Consider the following 19,330-nt stretch of genomic DNA (forward strand, 5'->3'; position numbering starts at 1 on the left):
TGACATTAAACATGCTTAGCGTTGAAAAAGAAGAGGATGATGCCACCCGCGCCCCCGAATCAGGTGATAAACAACCGGAGCGCGATAAATAAAATTGAGACTATTCCTTTTCAGGAATAATGGATATCTGGCCGTTACGCTCGAGGATAGCGAATTTGATCGCTTTGAGCTCATAAATCCCATGGTGCTGCCTGGCTGCCAGCAGGATATCATCGACAGAGATATTGACGAGCTTTATCTTTTCGTCGATGACAGCACCATTTTCCACCACAATAACCGGGCTACCATCAATGAAATTTTCCGCCTGCGAGAAGCGTTTCTTAATATAGCCGAATAAAATATCAACACCCACCAGAGTGACGATGGTGAGCATCGAACCGGTGACGGAATAGTCTGTGCTGAGCATCGCCTGTTGGGTGGCTTCGCTAATTATCAGCAGCAATATTAGATCAAAGTTGGTTAACTGCATCAGCGTTCTTCTGCCAGCAATCTTAAAAATAATCAACAGGATAAAATAGATTGCTGCGGCTCTGAGGACCATTTCCATAGCCACTCCTAGGGATAGACAAACTGGTTCCAGGTGACAGGCGCGCGATCGTTCACTGCCGCCTGCAGGGAAATATTGCCGGCTGTTTTTGGGGTAATGGATAACCACACGGACATCGGCGAGCGGTTGGCCGCTTGCTGATACACGAGGTATAATTTCCCCTCGGCACTGTACATTTTATCCGGCTGCGGGCGGATATCACCGACCTGGTAGCGCGATAAAAACGGGGCGGTGAAGCTGATAATTTTTTCACTACCTCCATCGGGTTTAATCTGAATATTCACTTCGGTTTCACTCATCAGTCTGGCATACCGCTGATAATCGACGCTTAATTCACCTGCGGCACTTTCCCGGTGCGCTTCACTGAAATAACCGGAGGACCACAGACCGCTTAGCGCGGTAAGAATGATGAGACTCAGAACAATTATCCCATAGCGCCGGAATCGATATTCGAAGCGTAGTGCTCGTTCATTCTCGTCAACGATGGGACAATCCTGTTGATTCTTAATCATTATTATTTTCCCCGCGTTTCGTTTCGGCAACAGCGTAACGATAAGGACATTCTTATATTAGTCGATATCAGAACAATTGACTTTGTAAAAGTGAATCGCCTCAGCCAGGCTTTATTCTAATCATCGGTAAAATGACGGAGGGATGATGAAAAAATTAGCGCTCGCTATGGCCTGTGTACTCGCCGTGGGTATTGCACAGGCGGACGATAAGGGCGGTTTTAGTCAGGATGCCGCACCGCCGCCGCCGCACAAACTCGATGACGGCTATCGCGGCGTCGAGGATGGCCGGATCATGACCGTTGAGCAGGCGAAAACCATGCACGATGGCGCGACTATTTCACTGCGCGGTAATGTGCTCACCCGCCAGGACAATGACCGCTATCAGTTTCGCGATAAAAGCGGCACCATCACTGCCATCATTCCGGCCGCCGCGTTTAACGAACAGCACGTAGAGCCTGACGATCTGGTCAGCATCAACGGTAGCCTCGATCGCAAAATGACGCCGCCGGTGGTGCGTGTCGATCGTCTGCTCAAGCAGTCGCCTAAGTAAGCGGAGAACGCCGATATGAGTAACACATCTCAGCCGCAAGGTGAGCAGGGCGGAAAACATCCTGCGCGCGAGGCGCCTGCCGAGCATGGCGAAGTGCCGCGTAAACGGGACGACAGCAAGGACGACAAAACCGATCCTTATCAGCCACACGATGGTCGTTAGCGAGGCTGACCACGAGATCCTTAAGGGCACAGTGATGCCCAGGCCGCAGAAAAGGCGCAGGTTCGGCATCACGCACTATACTTTTTGTTCGACATCATCACAGGAGGAGTCACATGGCGATTCATAAGAAAGGGCTGGCGCACTGGGAAGGCGATCTGAAACATGGCAAAGGCACCGTGTCGACAGAGAGCGGGGCGCTGAGCCAGCAGCCCTACGGCTTTAACACCCGTTTTGAAGGGGTGAAAGGCACTAACCCTGAGGAGCTGATTGGCGCCGCGCATGCCGCCTGTTTCTCAATGGCCCTGTCGCTGATGCTCAGCGAAGAGGGCTATACCGCAACGTCTATCGACACGACGGCGGTGGTCACCCTCAATAAAACCGACGGCGGCTTTGCGATAACCGACATCGCGCTGCAAAGTCAGATTGTTCTGCCGGACGTTGCGCCGGCGGCGTTCGATGAGATCATTCAGAAAGCGAAGGCCGGTTGCCCGGTATCGCAGGTGCTGAAAGCCAATATCACTCTCGACTACCAGCTGAATCCGTAAGCTGTCGTGCCCGCGCGCAGCGGGCACCCTTTCCCGATATCTCTCCCTGCGCTGCCCAATAGTGGTATCTTTTGTCCTTTAATTGCACGTAAGGGACATCATCATGATCGGCATTCGCGGGATGATCGAGGCGCAGGTGCTCGGCCTGACCGGCATGGCGCTAAAAGAGATCGATTTTGAACAGCCTAAAGGGGAGCCGGGGCTTTTTGGTCCGCAGTCGGCCATCTGGCAGGTACACGGCGATTTTACCTCGATGCTCTGCGGCGGCATCAGCGCGCTGCTGCTGCAGATGCTGCATCCCCTGGCGCTGGCCGGCGTCTGGGATCACTCCCGTTTCCGTGAGGACATCTTTGGCCGCCTGCGCCGCACCAGCCAGTTTATTTCCGCCACCACCTTTGCCACTACCCCCGACGCCGAGCGGCTCATCGCCAAAGTGCAGGGGATCCATCAGCGGATCGGCGGGGTGGATAAGGACGGAACGCCTTATCAGGCCAGCGATCCGGCGCTGTTGACCTGGGTGCACGTCGCCGAGTGCAGTCGCTTTATGGCCTCCCACCTGCGCTACAAGCGGACAGTGGTCAGCGCCGAGCGCCAGGAGGACTATTTCCGCGAGTCGGCGGAAATCGCCCGTCGGCTGGGGGCCCAGGACATCCCTCAGACGCCGCAGGAAGTGGCGGACTATCTCGAGGCGATGCGCCCGCAGTTGCGCTGTGACGAACGTACCCGGGAGGTAGCCGAGGTGCTGCTCTCTACTCGTCTGCCGGGTAGGCTGAGCCAGCCGGTGGGTCAGGTCATGATGCGCGCCGGGATCGATCTGCTGCCGGAATGGGCGCAGGAGATGCTGGGGCTGTCGCTCACGCCGCTGCAGCGGAATACGACGCGCCTGCTGGTGCATGGCGTGGCCCGCGTGCTCCGTGCCTCGGTACGCAACGGCGCCTGGCATTGCGCCATGCGCCGGATGCAAGTGGAGTGAAGGTCACTCCGCCTTGCCCAGCTGTCGGGCAATCAGTGCCTCCAGGCTGCCATCCGCCCGCCACTCGCTGAGCGCGTCATTCACCGCGTTGAAGCCAGCGACATCCGCCCGGGCGACGCAGATGGCCTGCTGGATCTCAGTAAAATTATCCGCCAGTACCCGCACCCCAGCGTGCTGACGGGCTGTCGCCTCCAGCGGCTGTCGGATACCGGCGACCATATCTCCTTCACCGGCGAGGAAGGCGTCGATGGCCTCCTGCGAGGAGGGAAGGCGATTCAGGCTGGCGTGCTGCAGATGACGGGTTAACCACAGATCGTAAGCGGCGTTTTGCCCGACGTTAATGGTGGTTGCCGGGCGATCCATGTCGGCCACGCTCTGGCAGGGCGAACCGGCTCTCACCAGCGCGGTCCCCTGGATGGTGATGTAGGGAGGCGTAAAACGCAGGGTCGCTTCCCGGGCCGGGTCGATGGCCAGAAACGCAATGTCCCAGTGATCACCGCCGGCGTCAGCCACCACTTTTCCGGCGGCAGGATAGGGGACGAACTCGGCGGTGACGCCCCAGCGCGTCGCCAGCCGATGGCTAAGCTCGACGGTGAGACCTGCGGGCTCCCCCGTCTCCCCGAGATGGGCCAGGACCGCGTTGCCCAGGTTAATGGCAAAACGCAGCCGGGATGAGGTGTTCTCTGACATCGCTGACTCCTGTGGTGGTGAAGAGAAAGTGGCCCGACCTGCCGGGCCAGTCATAAGATAGCCCATCCGCGCGCGGTTGTACCTGTCCTGCCACCCTTTCAGAATATATTAATAATCGACAGCGCCGATATCGTTAAACGGAAAGGCAATGGCTTTTATATTGTTAAGCATAAACTCAGTTTGTCAGTTTATTCTTCCCGCTCACAAAGGGAGAGAAATAATGACACAATATAATTTTGAAAATGATAATAAATATCATGAGCGTTCGATGCAGGCGCGAAAGAGTACCCTTATTAGCGTGGTGGTCAATATTTTCCTTTCCGTGTTTCAGGTTGTGGTGGGAATATTCTCTGGCTCCCAGGGGTTGATTGCTGATGGGATGCACTCTTTTTCCGATCTGGTCGCCGATGGGGTGGTGCTGGTGGCGAATAAAAAGAGCCGTCGACCCTCAGACCACGATCACCACTATGGACACTGGCGCTACGAGAATGGCGCCTCGCTGATCCTCGGCGCGATCCTGGTGCTGGTCGGGGTCGGCATGCTGTGGTCCGCGGCAGGTCACCTGGCGCAGCCGCAGACGATTCCGGCGGTGCACAGCGTGGCGCTGTGGATGGCGCTGGTGGCGCTGGCCGTCAAGGAGGGGTTGTTTCGCTATATGCTGGCGGCTGCCACGCGGCTGAATTCATCGCTGCTCATCGCCAACGCCTGGCATGCCCGCTCCGACGCCGCGTCATCTCTGGTGGTGGCGCTGGGGATTATCGGTAATCTGGCCGGGTTCGCCTGGTTCGACCCGCTTGCCGCGCTGGCGGTGGGACTGCTGATCACCCGCATGGGCTATCGTTTCGCCGCCACGGCGCTGCACGATTTAATGGACCGCGCGGTCGATGAAGAGACGCAGCGGGCGATCGCCCGCACGCTGCAGGCCACGCCGGGCGTGGCGGGTCTGCACGATTTGAAAACCCGTAAGGCGGGGGATCTGGTGCTGGTGGATGTCCATCTCGAGGTGGCGGGAGAGATGTCGGTAGCCGAGGGACATCAGATTGCCCGTCAGGCGCGGGAGCGGGTCCTGGCGCAGCATCCGGTGCTTAACGTAATGGTGCATCTTGATCCCAGCGACGCGGCCAGCGCGCTATGCGGGGCCGGTGAAAGCGGCCTGGCGCACCCGGCGCCGTAAGACGACAATTTTATTGGCTCAGCGGCTATTTTTTCCCTGAGCCTTAATTGCTGGCGCATCGATTGCCTGAAATATAAAAAAAGCACATACTAAAAACGCCATTACCATCGCTAAATAATGGCGAAGATCTGCCCATCGCAGTTAACGATAAAATAAACCAATCGGTTCATAGATAATCTCTATTCTTTATTCAGAGATAATGACCAGAGCGGTAATTCAGGAAGTCAGACAATGATCATTCGGCCAGAACAACACTGGTTTCTTCGCTTATTTGACTGGCACGGCTCCGTGCTGTCGAAAATCATCTTTCGTCTGCTGCTTAATGTGCTGATGTCCATCATCGCCATTATCAGCTATCAATGGTACGAGCAGCTGGGGATCCACTTAACGGTGGCGCCGTTCAGCCTGCTGGGGATTGCGATTGCGATTTTTCTCGGCTTTCGCAACAGCGCCAGCTACAGCCGGTTCGTCGAAGCGCGCAATCTGTGGGGGACGGTGCTTATCGCCGAACGTACGCTGGTACGCCAGTTGCGCAATATCCTGCCGGCCGAACACGATGTCCATCGCCGCATCGTCAGCTATCTGGTGGCCTTTAGCTGGAGCCTGAAGCACCAGCTGCGCAAAACCGATCCGACGGCTGACCTGCGGCGGCTGCTGCCGGATGACAAGGTGGCGGAGATCCTCGCCAGCTCAATGCCCACCAACCGGATCCTGCTGCTGGTCGGCAACGAAATTGGCCAGCTGCGGGAGGCGGGCAAGCTCAGCGACATCACCTACGGGCTGATGGACAACAAACTCGATGAGCTGGCGCACGTGCTGGGCGGTTGTGAAAGGCTGGCGACCACCCCGGTGCCATTCGCCTATACCCTGATCCTGCAGCGCACCGTGTACCTGTTCTGCACGCTGCTGCCGTTCGCGCTGGTCGGCGATCTGCACTACATGACGCCGTTTGTCTCGGTGTTTATCTCCTACACCTTTTTGTCGTGGGATTCGCTGGCGGAAGAGCTGGAAGATCCTTTCGGTACCGCCGCCAATGATCTGCCGCTGAACGCCATGTGCAATACCATTGAGCGCAATCTGCTCGACATGACCGGTCAGCATCCGCTGCCGGAGACGCTGCGTCCGGACCGTTACTTCAATCTGACCTGAATCAGACCCACCGGGCGGTTTCCGCTGCCCGGTCATCGCTTTCCCGTGGGTCTTTTATCCGTCAGCGCACAGCGACGATAACCGCGAAAATTTGCAAATAAGTTAAATTTAACACCTGATAGATAACATCAATTATACAGATTTGTTGTGTATGTTATTATTCAGTTAACAAACGCAGTACCTACGCTTTCCCATCGTACTATCCTTGAGAAACCGCATCCTAATCAGGTGACGCCGTGCTAACCACGCCACGTCGCCCGGGGCCGTCGTACGCCTTTTTTCAGGCTGCGGCGGCCAGAACAGAGCAGCAGGAGTTAAAAGATGACCAATAAAAGACGCGCGGTGCCCGGTGTTCACCCCTATGATGGCCCGGCAGGCGGGTGGGGCGCCCTGAAGGCCACGGCCATCGCTGTGCGTACCCAGATGGATGCTTTCGAAGCGCCCGCCACGCTGCTGCGAACTAACCAGCCGGATGGGTTTGACTGCCCGGGCTGCGCCTGGCCGGATAAAGAGCATAAATCCACTTTTCAGTTTTGCGAAAATGGCGCCAAAGCCGTGACCTGGGAAGCGACCACCAAACGGGTGACGCCCGCGTTCCTCGCGGCCAACACCGTGACCTCCCTGCTGGCGAAGAGCGATTTCGAACTGGAGGGCTATGGCCGCTTAACGCATCCTTTAGTCTACGACCGCGCCAGCGATACTCTGCGTCCGGTGGCGTGGGAGCAGGCCTTCTCCCGCATCGGCGAGATCCTTCGCGGCCTGCAGCCTGATGAGGTCGAGTTCTATACCTCTGGCCGGGCGTCCAATGAGGCAGCGTGGCTGTTCCAGCTGTACGCCCGCGAGTATGGCACCAACAACTTCCCCGACTGCTCCAACATGTGCCACGAATCCACCAGCGTGGGCCTGCCGCAGTCGATCGGGATTGGCAAAGGCACCGTCTCCCTCGACGATTTTGACCAGACCGAGCTGGTGATCTCCATCGGCCATAATCCGGGCACCAACCACCCACGGATGATGGGCACCCTGCATGAGCTTTCCCGCCGCGGCGTGCCGATTATCGTTTTCAATCCGCTGCGTGAGCGGGCGCTGGAGCGTTTTGCCGACCCGCAGAACGTGATGGAGATGGCGACCCGGCGCTCGACGCCGATCGCTTCGACCTACTACCAGGTGCGGGCCGGCGGTGACGCGGCGGCGCTGAAAGGGATCGCCAAAGCGCTGCTGCAGCTGGAGGAGGAGCAGGGCAATGTGCTCGACCACGCGTTTATTACCCAGCATACCCAGGGATTCTCTGCCTTCGCCGAGGATCTGCATGCCACCCGCTGGCAGGATATCGAACAGGAGTCCGGCCTGACGCGCGAATCCCTGACCCAGGTCGCCGTGGCTTACGCCAAATCCAGGGCCACCATCGTCACCTACGGCATGGGTATTACCCAGCATAATAAAGGCACTTCCAACGTCCGTCTGATTGCCGACCTGCTGCTGATGCGCGGCAACATCGGCAAGCCGGGCGCTGGCATCTGTCCGCTGCGCGGCCACTCAAACGTGCAGGGAAACCGCACCGTCGGGATCAGTGAAAAACCCTCCGCGGCCTTCCTCGACAGCCTGCAGCGGGTGATGGGGATTACGCCGCCGCGGCATCATGGTCACGATGCGGTGAAGGCCCTGGAGGCCATGATCGCCGGCGACGCCAAAGCCCTGATTTGCCTCGGGGGCAACTTCGCTGTGGCGATGCCGGATCACGAACGCGCCTTCCCGGCGATGCGCGGCCTTGAGCTCAGCGTTCACGTCGGCACCAAGCTCAACCGCTCGCACCTGCTGACGGCGAAAGAGACCTTTATTCTGCCGTGTCTGGGCCGCACCGAGCTTGACCTGCAGGCCAGCGGCCGGCAGTCGATCACTGTCGAGGATTCGATGTCGATGGTGCATGCGTCGTCAGGCAAGCTTAAGCCCGCCTCGCCGACGTTGCGCTCGGAGCCGGCGATTGTCGCTGGTCTGGCGAAGGCCACTCTGCCGGCCAGCAAAGTGGACTGGCTGTATCTGGTGGAAGATTACGACCGCATTCGCGATCTGATCGAACAGACCATTCCGGGGTTCGAGGAGTATAACCAGCGTATTCGTCATCCCGGGGGCTTCCGCATGCCGCTACCGCCGACCGAGCGCATCTGGCCAACGGCCACCGGTAAAGCGATGTTCTCGGTCTTCAAAGGGGTGCATGAGAACGTGGTGGTGGAGGGCGAAGATGTGATGCGCTTAGTGACGCTGCGCAGTCATGATCAGTACAACACCACCATCTACGCGATGGATGACCGCTACCGCGGTGTTTTTGGCCGCCGCGACGTGCTGTTTATGAATGAACAGGACATGGCTGCCCAGGGGCTGGAACATGGCGATCGGGTAGATATTCATACCGCGCTGCCAGACAGCGAGCTGACGCTGGAAGATATCACGGTGGTAGCCTACGGCATCGCGCCCGGTACCGTCGGGGCCTATTATCCGGAAGCCAACGTGCTGGTGCCGCTGAACTATCTGGATGAAGAGAGCGGCACCCCTTCGTATAAGTCGGTTCCCGTTCGTCTGACGCTGCGCTCGAAAGAGATCCGTCCGCTGGCCGGCGTACGCTAAAAAAGCGGGGCGCAGGACGGCATCGCGCCGTCCTGCGCCCCGCAGCCCCTCGTGATATCCTCGCTTGAATTTATCGCTAGTGAAACTAACATTCTGGTAACCTGTGCGCGGCCCCGGGGGTGAACGGCGGGGTTCAAACGGGAAAGAGAATGGATATTAAGCAACTCAAGTATTTGATCGCGCTCGATCAGACGCGCCATTTTGGCCAGGCGGCGGCGGCCTGCCATATTACTCAGCCGACCCTCTCCATGCGCATTCGTAATCTGGAAGAGGAGCTGAACCTGACGCTTATTCAGCGCGGCCAGCGCTTTGAGGGGTTTACCCCGGAAGGTGAGCGGATCCTGGCCTGGGCGCGGGCGGTGCTGGCTGCCCATGATGGTCTGGCGGCAGAGGCGGCGATCTGTCGCGGGCAGATGGTCGGTCAGCTGCGGGTCGGCATGGTGCCGCTGGCGAGCCTGAACCCGATGCAGCTGATTAAACCGCTGGCGGAGAAATACCCGGCGCTGCAGTTCAGCCTGCTGTCGATGACCTCGGAGCAGATTATCGATGGCGTCAGCCGTAACCAGTTGGATCTGGGCATTTGCTATCTGCAGCATCTGGACCAGCGCCTGTTTAAGGTCGCCCGGTTGCCGCAAACCCGGATGGGGCTCCTGCATGATAAACGCCATTTCGACTTCAGCGGTGGGACGCCGGGGTGGGAGGCGCTGGCGACGTTGCCCCTCGGTTTTCTGACCAAGGGAATGTACTACCGGGAATCCATTGAAATCAGCTTTAAGGCTAAAGGGCTAACGCCGAAGTATGTTTTTGAAAGCGATTCGACGTTTCAGATTATCCAGGCGGTGCAGGCGGGGATCTGCTGCGCGATTATGCCGCTCAACAACGGCCTCGAAGCGCTGAGCGATAATCTTGAAATTCTGCCGATCGCCGAAACCCAGGTCGATTCACAGCTGGCGCTCATTATGCGCCAGCAGGAGCCGGTATCAACCCTGGCGGAAAAATGCTTCGCCGAGGCGCAGGGGATTTTTGGCTGAGGCCAGTCCCTGCGACAACCTCAGATATTCTCCAGTCGAATGCCCCGCGTTCTGGGGCCGAAGATCCCTACCGACAGCATCACCATCAGCATACTGACGACGATAAAGCTAATCACCCCCGGCGTGCCGGCGTATTGCAGAATAATGCCGATCAGGATGCTGGTCACCGCGGTGGAGAGCCGGCTGAACGAGTAGCAGAAGCCGACGGCGCGGGCGCGAATATGGGTCGGGAAGACCTCGGCCTGGTAGGCGTGGTAGCTGATGGTCAGCCAGGCGTTGGACCAGGTGATCATAAACCCGCAGATCACCAGCAGAATCGGGCTGTTTTGCAGGGCGAACAGGGTCCCGAAGATGACAGTCATCAGCGCGGAGAGGACAATTTGCCACTTGTTCTCAAAGCGATGCACGAAGCGGGTGCAGAACAGGCAGCCCAGCGGATAGGCGAGGGTGATAAAGAAGGCGTACAGCAGACTGTGAGTGATGCTGGCCCCCTGACCGGAGAGCAGCGCCGGCAGCCAGTTGCCAAAGCCGAAGAAGCCGATCGCCTGGAAGAAGTTCATCACCATCAGCATCAGGGTGCGCTGCCGATACTGCGGCGCCCAGATTTCGCGGAAGGTGCCGCGTTTGACGACGCTCTGTGCCGCATGCGCATGCTTCGGCGACGGCGTCAGGCCACAGCGGGCTTCCATCTCACTCATCACCGCATGCGCGTCATCATGCCGCCCTTTGCTTTCCAGCCAGCGCGCTGACTCCGGCAGCTTTTTGCGGATAAACCAGATCGCCAGCGAGAACAGCGCGCCAAAGATGATCACCCAGCGCCAGCCGCTGAGGCCGAAGAGGGTGGTTGGCACCAGCATCCAGGACATCAGCGCCACCGCCGGAACCGACAGGAACTGGATGAAGAAAGCGAAAGCAAACGCTTTATTGCGCAGATGGGTTGGCATCCATTCGCTGAGATAGGTGTCAATGGTCACCAGCTCAATACCGAGGCCGATCCCCACCAGAAAGCGGAAAAAGATCACCCCTTCCGCGCTGCTCTGCGTCGCCATCAGCAGCGAAAAGAGGCCGTACCAGGCGAGCGCCACCATAAACGTCAGACGTCGCCCCAGCCTGTCCGCCAGCGGCGCCAACAGACTGGCGCCAATAAACAGCCCCATAAAGGTGGCGGAGGCAAAAGCCGCCTGATCGGCAATCCCGAATATCCCCGCCTGCCCGGTGTGGAAAATCCCGTCGGCCAGCAGCCCTGCGCTGATATACCCGGTCTGGAACAGGTCGTAGAGCTCGAAGAAGCCACCGAGGGAGAGCAGGGTGATAAACGACCATAAACCGAAGGAGGCGGGCAGCGCATCAATGCGTCCGGTTAAGCTGGCGTGCGGTTGTCCTGGCGAGGCATAAGGCGCGCCGCCGAGAACCTGGGTGGTAGACATGGTGTTGTATTCCTCAGGATGAATGGTTTGCCTGCTAATGTTAATTGATTGTTAATAGTTTTATATTTTTAATCCTACGCGTTAGCTGCAATCTTTAGCGCAAGATATCGCGGTACACCATGAAAAATGAGATTCATGCTAGTTTTCGCCGCATGCCAGGCGAAGAATTGAAGTAAATCACCGCGGACGGTATTTCCCGTTGTGCGATTCGCCAACCCGCAGGAAAGCGGCTAGAATGGCCTCCTCGCAGGAGGTTATAAGAATGTTAAAAGAGGGATGTATGGCGTCGTATTCAGATCAGCCAGAGATGGCGACTGAGTTTCGCTTTACCCGTGTGATGGCCGAGCAGGCGGCGCGGGCGCGTCTGACGCTCGATGACGATCAGCTGTCGCTGATCGCTCGCCTGGATGCTCTGGGCCAGCAGCTGTTGTCCGCGGCTGGTACGCCGCAGGGGCTGTACGTCTGGGGGCGGACCGGGCGGGGGAAAAGTTATATCCTCGACCACTTTTTTGCCAGCCTGCCGCTCGCCGCCCGGCGGCGGGTCCATTTTCATCACTTCTTCCGCGAGCTACATCAGCGGCTGAATGCTCCCGGCGCGCCCGACCTGCAGGCGGTGATGAGGCAGATGACTTCCGGCTGTCGCCTGCTGTGCTTCGACGAATTTCATCTTCACGACCCTGGCGACGCGATGCTGATCAAGGTCTTACTGGAGCATCTCTTTCAGCGCGGTATTGTGCTGTTGGCGACGTCAAACTATCCGCCGGAGATGCTGCTGCCCAATCCGCTGTATCACGATCGCTTTTTACCGTCGATCGCGCTGATCCGCGCCCACCTGGCGGTCGTCGCGCTGAACGGTGAGGAGGATTATCGCCAGCGTCATCTGAGCGTCGATAATGCCTTCTGCAGCGGGCGGATGTGGGTTAATCCGAATACACAACAGCGTCAGCTGTATGACCTGCCGTCGTTACCTGCCGAACCGGTTTCGCTGACGGTAGGTTATCGCACCCTGCTGGCTGCCACGGCGTCATCCACTCTGCTCCACTTCACCTTTGCCCAGCTCTGTCAGGCCGCCACGGCGGTGATGGACTATCTGACGCTCAGCGAAAGCTATACGGTTTGGTTACTGGATGAAGTGCCGCCGCTGGCTACGGTGGGGCCGGCGGCCCAGCAGCGCTTTATCAACGTGATTGATGTGCTGTATGAAAAGCAGATCCGCCTGCTGCTGGTAACCTGCTGCGATCTGGAGACACTGGTGGCCGGGGTGGAACTGGAGGATATTCAGCGTACGCGGAGTCGCCTGCAACAGTTGCCGCGGGCGGTGTGAGAGAAACGCCCCGGCGGCTGCCGGGGCGGGGGGATTACAGGTCGAAGCGGTCGAGATTCATCACCTTAGTCCAGGCGGCGACGAAGTCATGCACCAGCTTCTGCTGCCCGTCGGCGCAGGCATACACTTCCGCCAGCGCGCGCAGTACAGAGTTGGAGCCAAACACCAGATCCACGCGGGTGGCGCTGTACTTCGCCTCGCCGGTTTTACGGTCGCTGCCGGTAAACAGCTCCGCGTGGTCATCGGCCGCTTTCCAGACGGTGGCCATATCCAGCAGGTTGACGAAGAAATCATTGCTGAGCACGCCGACGCGGTCGGTGAACACCCCGTGTTTGCTGCCGTCGTAGTTCGCGCCCAGTACGCGCAAGCCACCGACCAGCACTGTCATTTCCGGGGCGGTTAGCGTGAGCTGCTGGGCTTTATCGATCAGCAGCGTTTCCGTCGAGACACCGCCTTCGATACGGCGATAGTTGCGGAAGCCATCCGCCAGCGGCTGCAGCAGGTCAAACGACTCGACGTCGGTCTGCTCAGGCAGGGCGTCGACGCGGCCTGGGGTAAACGGCACGTTAACGCTGACGCCGGCGGCAGCGGCCGCCTGCTCAACGCCGACCACGCCAGCCAGCACGATGATATCGGCTAACGACGCTTTGCCGGAGGCGCGCTGGATCGCCTGCAGAGTCGGCAGCACCCGGCTGGCGATAGCATTGACCGGCCAGTCTTTCTGCGGAGCGAGGGCCAGGCGTGCGCCGTTGGCGCCGCCGCGCTTATCGCCGCCGCGGAAGGTGGAGGCGGAAGCCCAGGCGACCGAGACCAGCTCACTCACCGACAGGCCGGCGCCGGCGATGGCGGTTTTCAGGCTGGCGATATCCTCAGCGCTCGGCTGATGAGTCGCTGCCGGCAGCGGATCCTGCCAAATCAGATCTTCTTTCGGCACTTCCGGACCGAGGTAACGGGATTTTGGCCCCATATCCCGGTGGGTCAGCTTGAACCACGCCCGGGCAAACGCCTCGTTAAAGGCCTGCGGATCGTTGAGGAAGCGGCGGGAGATCTTTTCAAACTCCGGGTCGAAGCGCAGGGTCAGGTCGGTGACCAGCATGGTCGGTTTGCGCTTTTTCCCCGGATTAAACGGATCCGGGATAATTTCCGGCGCATCTTTGGCTTCGAACTGGATAGCGCCAGCCGGGCTGCGGGTCTGCACCCATTCATATTTAAACAGGTTCTCGAAGAAGTAGTTGCTCCACTGGGTGGGCGTCTGCGTCCAGACCACTTCCAGACCGGAGGTGATGGCATCCGCACCTGCGCCGCTGCCGTAGCTGGAGTGCCAGCCCAGACCCTGCGCTTCCAGCGGGGCGGCTTCCGGCTCGGCGCCGACGTGGCTGGTTTCGGCGGCGCCGTGGGTTTTACCCAGCGTGTGGCCGCCGGCGATCAGGGCGACAATCTCTTCATCGTCCATCGCCATATTGCCGAAGGTGGCGCGAATGGCTGCCGCGGCGGACAACGGCTCGCCGCTGGCGTTCGGTCCTTCCGGGTTGACGTAGATTAGCCCCATTTCGGTGGCGCCGATGGCCTGTTTGGCCAGACTTTCCGGGTGACGGTGGGCCAGCCACTCTTTCTCATCGCCCCAGTCGACGTCCAGATCCGGTTCCCAGACATCTTCACGACCGGCGCCAAAGCCAAAGGTGCGGAAGCCGGCGTTTTCCAGAGCGACGTTACCCGCCAGCATGTAAAGGTCGGCCCAGGATATTTTCTGGCCATATTTCTGTTTTACTGGCCACAGCAGACGACGGGCTTTATCGAGACTGACGTTGTCTGGCCAGGAGTTCAACGGCGCAAAGCGCTGCTGCCCACGGCCTGCGCCGCCGCGACCGTCAACGGTGCGGTAGGTGCCGGCGCCGTGCCAGGCCATGCGAATAAACAAGCCAATATAGCTACCCCAGTCTGCCGGCCACCACTCTTGCGAGTCGGTCAGCAACGCTCTGAGGTCAGCTTTCAGCGCGGAGTAGTCGAGCTTTTTAAACTCTTCCCTGTAGTTAAAATCCTCACCCAACGGGTTGGAACGACTGGAGTGCTGGTTCAGCAGATCGACACGCAGCTGGTTAGGCCACCAGTCGCGGTTGCCGGTGCCGCTGCCGGCGCTCTGTTTTGGCGTCTCGGCGTGGAAAGGGCACTTTCCGGCGGATGCGTTGTTGGATGGGTCGTTAGACGTGCTCATATCAGGCTCCGTTTGCTTTTGTGAATGCCATTACGATATACACTGCTACCAATAAGCGATATTTGAATGAGTCTACAGATTTAATAGCTAATTCCGTTCAACGAAGGGTAAACATCCCCTTATATGACCAGGTGGACCTGGCGGTTAGTATAAACCTCACCATTAACCATAGACGTAACGAGACGGCAAAGGAAACGATCTGCGTCAATCAGGGAGCCGGATTGCTAATTGTTTGAGATATGACAATTTTCCTGCGAGAAAAGGATGAGGGCTGTCCGTTGCGCGAGCGTAACGAATGTTCGGTACGGGGGTTGTTGGCGGACACAGAATAAGCTAATACTTAGGCACCATGTGACTGGCGCTGAAGACAGAATACTGTCGGGGAGCATGGTCGACGTCGCCGCGCGCCTGGGCATTACCGATAGCTGGAGATAAGTTATGCCTGAATTCGCTTCATTAATGGCCTTTGCCGCGGTGGCGCTGGGGTTGGTGTTAACCCCAGGCCCCAACATGATGTATCTCACTTCGCGTTCGATTTGCCAGGGAAAACGCGCTGGCTTTATCTCCCTTGCCGGCGTGGCCGTGGGATTTTTCTTCTATATGTTGTGTGCCGCTTTCGGCATCACCGCGTTGGTTTTCGCGGTTCCATACGCCTACGATGCCTTGCGTTTATGCGGGGTCGCTTATTTGCTCTATCTGGCGTGGCAGGCGATCAAACCGGGAGGGCGGCCGATATTTGCGGTGCGCGACTTACCCGCGGACAGTGGGCGTAAGCTGTTTCTGATGGGATTCCTCACCAGCCTGGCGAACCCCAAAGTTGCCATCCTGTATCTGTCCCTGCTGCCGCAGTTTATCACTCCCGGACTCGGCAGCGTGCTCAGTCAGTCGTTAATATTAGGCTGTACCCAGGTGATCATCAGCGTGGCGGTGAACGGCATGATTATCTTGCTGGCCGGGCAGGTGGCGTTATTTCTTGGTCGGCGGCCGGGCTGGCAACAATTTCAACGCTGGCTGATGGCGACGGTACTGGCGGGAATGGCGGTTAAGATCGCTTTTGAGGCCAGAAAATAAGCGGGTTGATCATGTAAACAGATGCCAGCCGTCCCCGTTGCTGGCTAACCTCGCACTCTGATGCCTTTCTCCTGCACAGAAAGGCTTCCCACGCTCTAACATGCTGAAACATTTCTGCCAGATCATTAGCAACCTTTCAGTAGGGCTGGCGCCGCGATAAGGCTATGCTTCCCGGCCGTTACGCTGTTGGCTTTTCTTGTGATTCAGGTGATGTACCGCTAATGCCCCTTTTGAGAGATGAAATTCGCGACCACTCCGCGGAAGAGATGCTGTTTATCCGCCGGGCCGCAATTGCTTTTCTGCTGGTGGTGGTCTGCTTTGGCGTGCTGATCGTCAACCTCTACCATCTGCAGGTGGAGCAGCATGATTTCTACCAGACCCGATCGAACCAGAACGACATTAAGATGCTGCCCATTGCCCCCAGCCGCGGGCTGATATTCGATCGCAATGGCATTCCGCTGGTGCAGAACATTACCCTGTATCGCCTGCAGGTGATCCCGAGCAAAATTCCCGATATGACCGCGCTGCTGCAAAGCCTGACGCCGATCGTCGACCTGACGCCGGATGACATCGCCAGCTTCCGCGACGATATGCACCACAACAGCCGCTATAAAGCGGTGACGCTGAAGTCCGACCTCAGCGACGTGGAGGTGGCGCGCTTCGCGGTTAACGAATTCCGTTTCCCCGGCGTGACGGTGGAGAGCTATCAGCAGCGCGAATACCCGTACGGCGCCGAGCTGGCGCACGTGGTGGGCTATGTGTCGAAAATTAACGACAACGACCTGCAGCGGCTGGCGAAAGACGGCGAAGAGGAGAACTATGCTGCCGACCACAATATCGGCAAGCAGGGGATCGAGGGCTATTACGAAAAAGCGCTCCACGGCACCACTGGTTATCAGGAAGTGGAGGTCGATAACCACGGCCGGGTGGTGCGTCTGCTGAAAGAGGTACCGCCGGTGGCCGGGAAAAACCTCTATCTGACCCTCGACCTGCACCTGCAGCAGTATATTGAGTCGGTGCTGAAGGGGCAGCGCGCGGCGGTGGTGGTGGTCGATCCCCGGGATGGCGGCGTGCTGGCGATGGTCTCCAGCCCCAGCTACGATCCTAATCCGTTCGTCAAAGGCATCGGCTATCAGGCCTATAAATCGCTGCTCGATAATCCGGACCGGCCGCTGATCAACCGTGTTACTCAGGGGCTGTATCCCCCGGCCTCGACGGTGAAGCCCTATATGGCGCTGTCGGCGCTCTCCGCAGGGGTCATCACCCCGAACACCACCTTCTTCGGCGCGCCGACGTGGACGCTGCCGGGCACGCAACGCCGCTACCGCGACTGGCTGAAGACCGGCCACGGGATGCTCAACGTGACCAAAGCCATCGAAGAGTCGGCTGACACCTTTTTCTATCAGGTCGCTTTCGAGATGGGCATTGACCGGATCCATGAGTGGCTGAGCAAGTTTGGTTACGGCCAGTCCACCGGCATCGACCTTAATGAGGAGTATGCCGGCGTACTGCCCAGCCGGGAGTGGAAACAGCGGGTGCATAAAAAGCCCTGGTATCAGGGGGACACCATCTCGGTCGGCATCGGCCAGGGGTACTGGATCGCCACGCCAATTCAGATGGTGAAGGCGCTCACCACCCTGCTGAACAATGGCAAGGTGCAGGATCCGCATCTGCTCTATTCGATGAAGCAGGGCAACCATGTGGAACGTTATCAGCAGCCGGCGAACCTGCCGCAGGTGGGCGATCCGAAATCGCCGTACTGGGGCATTGTGCGCAACGGCATGTATGGGATGGCGAATCTGCCCAACGGCACCGGCTACAAGCTGTTCCATACCGCGCCGTACCAGATCGCGGCGAAGTCCGGCACCTCGCAGGTGTTCAGCCTGAAGCAAAACCAGACCTATAACGCCAAAATGATCCCGGTGCGTCTGCGCGACCATATCTTCTATACCCTGTTTGCCCCTTATCAGCATCCGAAGGTGGCGATGGCGCTGATCCTGGAGAACGGCGGCGGGGATGGGGTGGTGGCCGGACCGACGGCGCGCGCCATTCTGGACCACATCTTTGTTCCGCAGCAGGCGTCATCCGCGGCGGCTGACGTGCCGCAGCGTGACAGCGCCGATGCCCAGTAAGCGGCTGGACTTATTCCGGACGCGCATCGTTCATAGATATTGGTTATTTGTCCCGCGGCTTTCCGGGCGGCATAGTGATGGCAGGAACATGACCCGGAGCGAGGAGGAAGGGTGACACGTAACCGATTATTGCTGGTTCAGACCGGCACGCCGCCGACGGCCATCCGCCAGGCGCATGGCGATCTGCCGCACTGGTTTCGCACGCTGCTGGCGCCGTGGCAGGCGCAGCTGACCGCGGTGCGGGTGTTTGAAGATGAACCGCTGCCGGCGCCGGATAACCAGACCGTGGCGATACTGACCGGTTCGTGGGCGATGGTCACCGATCGGCTGGCATGGAGCGAACGGACCGCCGACTGGATCCGTCAGGCGGTGGCTATCGGCATGCCGCTGTTCGGCGTCTGCTATGGTCATCAACTGATGGCCCATGCGCTGGGCGGTGAGGTGGCTTACCATCCTGCCGGGCGGGAAAGCGGCAGCAAAACGATTGCGCTTTCGCCGTGGGGTGTAGATGACCCGCTGCTGAGCGGCCTGCCAGCGACATTCCCCGCGCATTTGAGCCATTTGCAAACCGTGACCCGTTTGCCGGAGGGGGCTACCGTGCTGGCCGCATCCTCCCACGATCCCCACCAGATTGTGCGCTACGGGCCGCAGGCGGTCTCCACGCAGTTTCACCCGGAATTCACCGCGCCGATTGCCCGCTCGCTGATCCGCTACCGGGAGGCGGTGCTGCAGGCGGAAGGCATCGACCCACAACAGTTACACGACGAGGTCCAGGAGAGCCCGCAGGCCGCGGCGATCCTCACCCGCTTCGTCAGCGACTTTCTGACCCCGGATGCCCCGGCCATTAACTCCCTGTCGTGAACAGCACTCGCCAGCGGCGACGCCGGCGGGTCATCTCACGCCACAGGGCGACCACCTCTTCAACGCGCAGCGCGTCAGCCGCCTGCGGCGTCACCCCCGGCAAGTTATACTCCTGGCGCAGCGCGTCCAGGGCGCGCACCTTCGGCGGTACCCGGGTGCGAGCCTGAGCGGCCAGCTGCTGCTGTAACAACCTGAAGGTCGCCTCATCCATGGGGTCCAGCTGGCGCAGAAAGGTTTTACAGCAGCGGAGTAGCTCCCCGGGGCGGCGTTCCGGGGACTGGAGCGCCATCAGCAGCCCATCGCGATCGGCAACGCGCTGATAGCGGCAGCTCACCACATAGCCTATCT

The 19,330-nt window shown here is 59.1% G+C and carries 17 protein-coding genes, 1 pseudogene and 1 riboswitch; of the genes and pseudogenes, 12 read left to right on the forward strand and 6 right to left on the reverse strand.

All coding sequences use genetic code 11. The features are described 5' to 3' along the window. Positions 1 to 100 precede the first annotated feature (100 nt). Positions 101 to 547, reverse strand: a complete 447-nt coding sequence (locus tag CW267_RS01320) for a DUF421 domain-containing protein (protein WP_008804762.1) — start codon at positions 545 to 547, stop codon at positions 101 to 103. Positions 548 to 555: 8 nt separating this feature from the next. Next, complete coding sequence (locus CW267_RS01325) at positions 556 to 1,059, reverse strand: hypothetical protein (protein WP_008804763.1); 504 nt, start codon at positions 1,057 to 1,059, stop codon at positions 556 to 558. A gap of 145 nt (positions 1,060 to 1,204) precedes the next feature. Between CW267_RS01325 and CW267_RS01330 the strand changes: the two genes are divergently transcribed. The 4 genes from CW267_RS01330 to CW267_RS01340 all read left to right on the forward strand — a co-directional run bounded on the left by CW267_RS01330 (position 1,205) and on the right by CW267_RS01340 (position 3,289). Next, a complete protein-coding gene (locus CW267_RS01330) occupies positions 1,205 to 1,609 on the forward strand; it encodes a YdeI family stress tolerance OB fold protein (protein WP_008804764.1) in 405 nt (134 codons plus the stop codon). 15 nt (positions 1,610 to 1,624) lie between these two features. Beyond that, positions 1,625 to 1,771, forward strand: coding sequence for a hypothetical protein (locus tag CW267_RS30265; protein ID WP_012541624.1), 147 nt, complete (start codon positions 1,625 to 1,627; stop codon positions 1,769 to 1,771). Positions 1,772 to 1,884: 113 nt separating this feature from the next. Then, positions 1,885 to 2,316, forward strand: coding sequence for an OsmC family protein (locus CW267_RS01335; protein WP_008804765.1), 432 nt, complete (start codon positions 1,885 to 1,887; stop codon positions 2,314 to 2,316). Between the two features lie 103 nt (positions 2,317 to 2,419). Next, the gene (locus CW267_RS01340; protein ID WP_012968130.1) at positions 2,420 to 3,289 is read left to right on the forward strand and encodes an oxygenase MpaB family protein; all 870 of its coding nucleotides are present in this window, start codon (positions 2,420 to 2,422) and stop codon (positions 3,287 to 3,289) included. Positions 3,290 to 3,292: 3 nt separating this feature from the next. Here CW267_RS01340 and CW267_RS01345 read toward each other — a convergent pair whose 3' ends face one another. Next, a complete protein-coding gene (locus CW267_RS01345; RefSeq protein ID WP_008804767.1) occupies positions 3,293 to 3,979 on the reverse strand; it encodes an ABC transporter substrate-binding protein in 687 nt (228 codons plus the stop codon). 220 nt (positions 3,980 to 4,199) lie between these two features. Between CW267_RS01345 and CW267_RS01355 the strand changes: the two genes are divergently transcribed. The 4 genes from CW267_RS01355 (at position 4,200) to CW267_RS01370 (ending at position 9,955) form a co-directional block, all read left to right on the forward strand. Beyond that, complete coding sequence (locus CW267_RS01355) at positions 4,200 to 5,153, forward strand: cation diffusion facilitator family transporter (protein WP_082227997.1); 954 nt, start codon at positions 4,200 to 4,202, stop codon at positions 5,151 to 5,153. Between the two features lie 231 nt (positions 5,154 to 5,384). Continuing rightward, a complete protein-coding gene (locus CW267_RS01360; RefSeq protein ID WP_012968132.1) occupies positions 5,385 to 6,302 on the forward strand; it encodes a bestrophin family protein in 918 nt (305 codons plus the stop codon). 321 nt (positions 6,303 to 6,623) lie between these two features. After that, a complete protein-coding gene (locus CW267_RS01365) occupies positions 6,624 to 8,924 on the forward strand; it encodes an FdhF/YdeP family oxidoreductase (protein ID WP_038422604.1) in 2,301 nt (766 codons plus the stop codon). 149 nt (positions 8,925 to 9,073) lie between these two features. After that, positions 9,074 to 9,955 carry a LysR family transcriptional regulator gene (locus CW267_RS01370; protein WP_008804771.1) on the forward strand — a complete coding sequence of 294 codons (882 nt, stop codon included), beginning with the start codon at positions 9,074 to 9,076 and terminating at the stop codon, positions 9,953 to 9,955. 20 nt (positions 9,956 to 9,975) lie between these two features. Here CW267_RS01370 and CW267_RS01375 read toward each other — a convergent pair whose 3' ends face one another. Continuing rightward, on the reverse strand, positions 9,976 to 11,382 hold the full coding sequence (locus tag CW267_RS01375) for an MFS transporter (protein ID WP_032754473.1): 1,407 nt from the start codon (positions 11,380 to 11,382) through the stop codon (positions 9,976 to 9,978). 262 nt (positions 11,383 to 11,644) lie between these two features. Between CW267_RS01375 and zapE the strand changes: the two genes are divergently transcribed. Next, positions 11,645 to 12,706 (forward strand): cell division protein ZapE, encoded by a 1,062-nt coding sequence (gene zapE / locus CW267_RS01380; RefSeq protein ID WP_373876162.1) that lies wholly within the window; start codon positions 11,645 to 11,647, stop codon positions 12,704 to 12,706. A 34-nt stretch (positions 12,707 to 12,740) separates the two neighbouring features. On the opposite strand, the gene katG is transcribed toward zapE, so the two are convergent. After that, positions 12,741 to 14,918, reverse strand: coding sequence for a catalase/peroxidase HPI (katG, locus tag CW267_RS01385; RefSeq protein WP_012541632.1), 2,178 nt, complete (start codon positions 14,916 to 14,918; stop codon positions 12,741 to 12,743). A gap of 341 nt (positions 14,919 to 15,259) precedes the next feature. Continuing rightward, a riboswitch (ZMP/ZTP riboswitch) is annotated at positions 15,260 to 15,339 on the forward strand. Between the two features lie 17 nt (positions 15,340 to 15,356). Between katG and CW267_RS01390 the strand changes: the two genes are divergently transcribed. From CW267_RS01390 to CW267_RS01400, 3 genes are all read left to right on the forward strand, one after another. Then, positions 15,357 to 15,989: a LysE family translocator gene (locus CW267_RS01390; RefSeq protein ID WP_004898401.1), complete on the forward strand. Its 633-nt coding sequence runs from the start codon at positions 15,357 to 15,359 to the stop codon at positions 15,987 to 15,989. A gap of 221 nt (positions 15,990 to 16,210) precedes the next feature. Beyond that, on the forward strand, positions 16,211 to 18,121 hold the full coding sequence (mrdA, locus tag CW267_RS01395; protein WP_012541633.1) for a penicillin-binding protein 2: 1,911 nt from the start codon (positions 16,211 to 16,213) through the stop codon (positions 18,119 to 18,121). Positions 18,122 to 18,232: 111 nt separating this feature from the next. Continuing rightward, positions 18,233 to 18,982: a glutamine amidotransferase gene (locus tag CW267_RS01400; protein WP_023322675.1), complete on the forward strand. Its 750-nt coding sequence runs from the start codon at positions 18,233 to 18,235 to the stop codon at positions 18,980 to 18,982. Here CW267_RS01400 and CW267_RS01405 read toward each other — a convergent pair. Beyond that, positions 18,966 to 19,330, reverse strand: a pseudogene (locus tag CW267_RS01405) (pyrroloquinoline quinone biosynthesis protein PqqF); the annotation flags it as partial. The gene CW267_RS01400 and the pseudogene CW267_RS01405 overlap by 17 nt on opposite strands.

The sequence above is a fragment of the Klebsiella sp. X1-16S-Nf21 genome, from assembly GCF_002837615.1.
In the GTDB taxonomy this organism is placed as follows: domain Bacteria; phylum Pseudomonadota; class Gammaproteobacteria; order Enterobacterales; family Enterobacteriaceae; genus Klebsiella; species Klebsiella variicola.